At 69.8% G+C, this 3493-nt stretch carries 1 protein-coding gene and 1 pseudogene; both read right to left on the reverse strand.

Translation table 11 applies throughout. The annotated features are described in order from the left end of the window. Nucleotides 1-32: 32 nt before the first annotated feature. The gene (locus AXW62_RS35790; RefSeq protein ID WP_060948086.1) at nucleotides 33-3062 is read right to left on the reverse strand and encodes a sensor histidine kinase; all 3030 of its coding nucleotides are present in this window, start codon (nucleotides 3060-3062) and stop codon (nucleotides 33-35) included. A 335-nt stretch (nucleotides 3063-3397) separates the two neighbouring features. After that, a pseudogene (locus tag AXW62_RS35795) lies at nucleotides 3398-3493 on the reverse strand (ATP-binding protein); the annotation flags it as partial.

Here is a 3493-nt window from a genome sequence, read left to right on the forward strand (position 1 = left end):
GGTTCTGCGCCGCCTGGCTCATCGGGCTCACACTAACGCTCCTGATCGTAGGTGCTGCCGGGGCCGAAGCCCTGTTGGTCATGCTGGTCACGCCCGGGGGTCCCGGATCCCGCGTTGCGCCCCCGCTGGACGCCGCGGCGCAGGTTGCTCAGCCTGCCGCGGATGTCCTCCGGGGCGCGGGAGACCTGGGGGCCGCCCTGTCCGGTCGGTTCCGCGGCGCCCTCGACCAGATTGGCCTTGGGCACCCGCCGGGGCAGCCCGGAGGGCGTGACCCCGCCGGCCTTCGGCTCGCGCAGCTGCTCGGCACGGTGCCAGCGCTGGTCGTTCTCCGACTGCCACGGGGCACTGTCCTCCTGCTGCTGGGGGTTCTGCCGGGGCCGTTCCGGCGCCGCGGGCGCCATCGGGCCCCCGGCCACCCCCTGCCCTGTCTCCTCGGGCGGCTGCCACTGCTTGTCGCGACGCGGAAGCCCGGCGTCGGTCACCGAGTGGATTCCGCTCGGGGAGGGGCCCGGACGGTGGAACTCTACGCGGTCCCGGGAAACTTCGGGAGCGCTGGGTCCTGATTCCGCTTCGGTCCCGAACTGCGACCCGAAGGGCATTTCGAAAGATCCGGAATCGCCCCACTCTCCCTGTTGGGAAGGCGAGTTGTAACCGACGTACGGTTGCTGTTCGGATTCCGTCCGAGTTGTGTAATCCGCTTCCGGTTGCGTAAAGGCGGAGTTGTGGTACGAGGACGGCGCCAGCGGATCGGGAACCGCCTGGTCGTGCCGCGGCTCCTGCTCGGGCGCGGTGGTCCCCATGCCGCCGTACTGGCCCGGGAACGGGTCCGGCCGCTGATCCGGTTCGTAGGCGGAGTCGTCGAAGCCCAGCTCGGCGGCGGTGCGCGAGGACAGCGCGTCCGGGTCCTGGAAGGCGGGCCGCGGCTCGGGGACGATCCGGGAGACCGTGAAGTCGTCCTGGGGCAGCTCCTCGCCACCACCGCCGTGGGTGATCGCCTCGGGCAGCATCACCAGCGAGGTGGTGCCCGCCTGCTCCCCGGAGGGGCGCAGCTGGACCCGGATGCCGTGCCGGTCGGCGAGGCGGCCGACCACGAAGAGCCCCATCCGCTGGGAGACCGCCGCGTCCACCGTCGGCGGATTGGCCAGCTTGTGGTTGATGTCGGCGAAGTCCTCGGCGGTCAGGCCGATGCCCTTGTCGTGGATCTCCACCACCACCCGGCCGTCGGGCAGCCGGGTCGAGGTGACCCGCACCTTGGTGTGCGGGGAGGAGAAGGTGGTGGCGTTCTCCAGCAGCTCGGCCAGGAGGTGCACCAGGTCGGTCACCGCGGTGCCGTGGATCTCGCTCTCGGAGACCCCGGCCAGCTCGATGCGCTCGTACGACTCCACCTCCGAGGAGGCGGCGCGCAACACGTCGATCAGCGGGACCGGCTGGTTCCAGCGGCGGCCGGGCTCCTCGCCCGCGAGGATCAGCAGGTTCTCGCCGTTGCGCCGCATGCGGGTGGCCAGGTGGTCCAGCCGGAAGAGGTGCTCCAGCTGGTCCGGATCGGCCTCCCGGCTCTCCAGCTCGGAGATCAGGGTCAGCTGCCGCTCGATCAGTCCCTGGTTGCGACTGGAAAGGTTGGTGAAGATCGCGTTGACGCCGCCGCGCAGCATCGCCTGCTCGGCCGCGAGCCGGATCGCCTCGCGGTGCACCTGGTCGAAGGCGCGGGCCACCTCGCCGATCTCGTCCCTGGTGTTGATCGGTATCGAGCTGACCCGGGTGTCCACCCGTCCCGGGTCGGTGCGGGAGAGCTGGTCGACCACCGCCGGCAGCCGCTTCTCGGCGACCTCGAAGGCGGCGTTGCGCAGTTGCTGCATGGAATGGCTCATCGAACGGGCCATCCGGCCGGCCACCACGAAGGCGGCGAGGAGCGCCAGCACCACGATCGCACCGTTCACGATCGCATCGCGGCGGGCGTCCGAGGAGATCTGCGCCGCCTCGTCCACGGCCTTGTTCACCAGGGTCTGCTCGACGTCCCGGTAGGCGTTGAACTTGATCGTGGAGGCGTTGAACCAGGAGTCCGGGGTGATCCCCCGGGAGGCCAGCTCGGCGGGTGTCGCACCGCTGCCCACGGCCTTGACCATCTCGTTCATACCGGGCGGCGCCACGAACTTCCTGCCCGCCGCCTCCGCCTTCCGTTTCGCCTCGGCGATTTGCGTTCGCGCACGCTTCTCCGCCGCCGAGAGGGTGTCCTCCAGCCTGGTCACGTCCTGGGGCGTACCGGCGGCCTCGAACTCCCCGAGCGCGATGCCCTCGAGGTAGGCGTACGAGGTGAAGGCGGTCAGCTGGGCCTTGCGGTCGGCCGCCGACGGGCCGGGCTTGACCAGCAGATGGGTGCCGATGGAGCGCTGGAGCGACTCCGCGCCCTTGGCCAGGGATACCGCGTAGACGGTACGGCCGTACGACGTGATGTTGCCGGTGCCCAGCCCCAGTTCATTGGCGAACTCGGTGAGCCCGTGCTCGACGGCGGTGTAGCCCTCTTCGGTCTTCACCCCGTTCAGGCGGTCGGTATAGGCGTTGCGGCGCAGGGCGGCGAGCTGTGGTTCGGCGGCTTGGAAGGTCTTGAGGCGACGCTTCAGGGCCGTCGTCTGCGGCATATCGGCGACGGCCGCCTCGAAGTCCTTCTTGGCCGCGTCGCTGGTGGCCCGTGCCTTGGCCACCACGGCTTCGTTGGTTCCGCTGAGCAGCGGCCCGGTGCTCAGGTCGCGCTCGTCGACCAGGGCGTGGGCGTAGGTGGTGGCGGCCCGTACGACCTGGGCGGTGCGCTCGGCGTCCCGTGCCTCGTTCCAGGTGTAAACGGAGGAGGCGACCTGGAAGCCGCCGAAGACCAGGGCGACGAGCACCGGGATGAGCAGGATCGCGTACAGCCGGCCGCGCACCCGCCAGTTCCGCGGAGAGATCCGGCCACCGCTGGGCGCGGGCGGCTCGGACACCCCGGCGGGCGACGCCGCTGTGCGTGTGCGCGGCGGCGGGGTGAAGTTCCCGCGCGCCTCTTGCGCGGGGTCCGGCTTGCTTCGCCTCACTCGACCAACAACCTCTCGGCGTCGGCACCTGATTCGTGCCGTTCCCAGCTGAGCCCTGACTGCCCAGTTCAGCGAATTCCAGCACGCCCCGCAGGTGCTTTCCAAACACTGCGCAAAGCGCTCAGTCCGTTGTCTGGACCAGAGATAAAACGGGCGTTACGGGTGAGCCATGTCAAATGCCGAACCGTTTGGCTGCACAACGGAGCGGAGCGAACGCTCTGTGTGGCGGCGGCCCGGTCATATCTCTGTCGAAACGTTATGAATGACGAGCGGGCCGTGTCCTTCGACACAGCCCGCCCCACACCGGTTTCCCGACAACTTCCGGACAGCGGCTTCTACTTGAGCCGGGCCATCAGCGCGTGCTCGACGAGTGTGATGAGCGCGCTCTTGGCCTCGCTGCGGTGGCGGGCGTCGGTGGTGATGATCGGGGT

This window comes from Streptomyces hygroscopicus subsp. hygroscopicus, assembly GCF_001553455.1.
Classification (GTDB): Bacteria; Actinomycetota; Actinomycetes; order Streptomycetales; family Streptomycetaceae; genus Streptomyces; species Streptomyces hygroscopicus.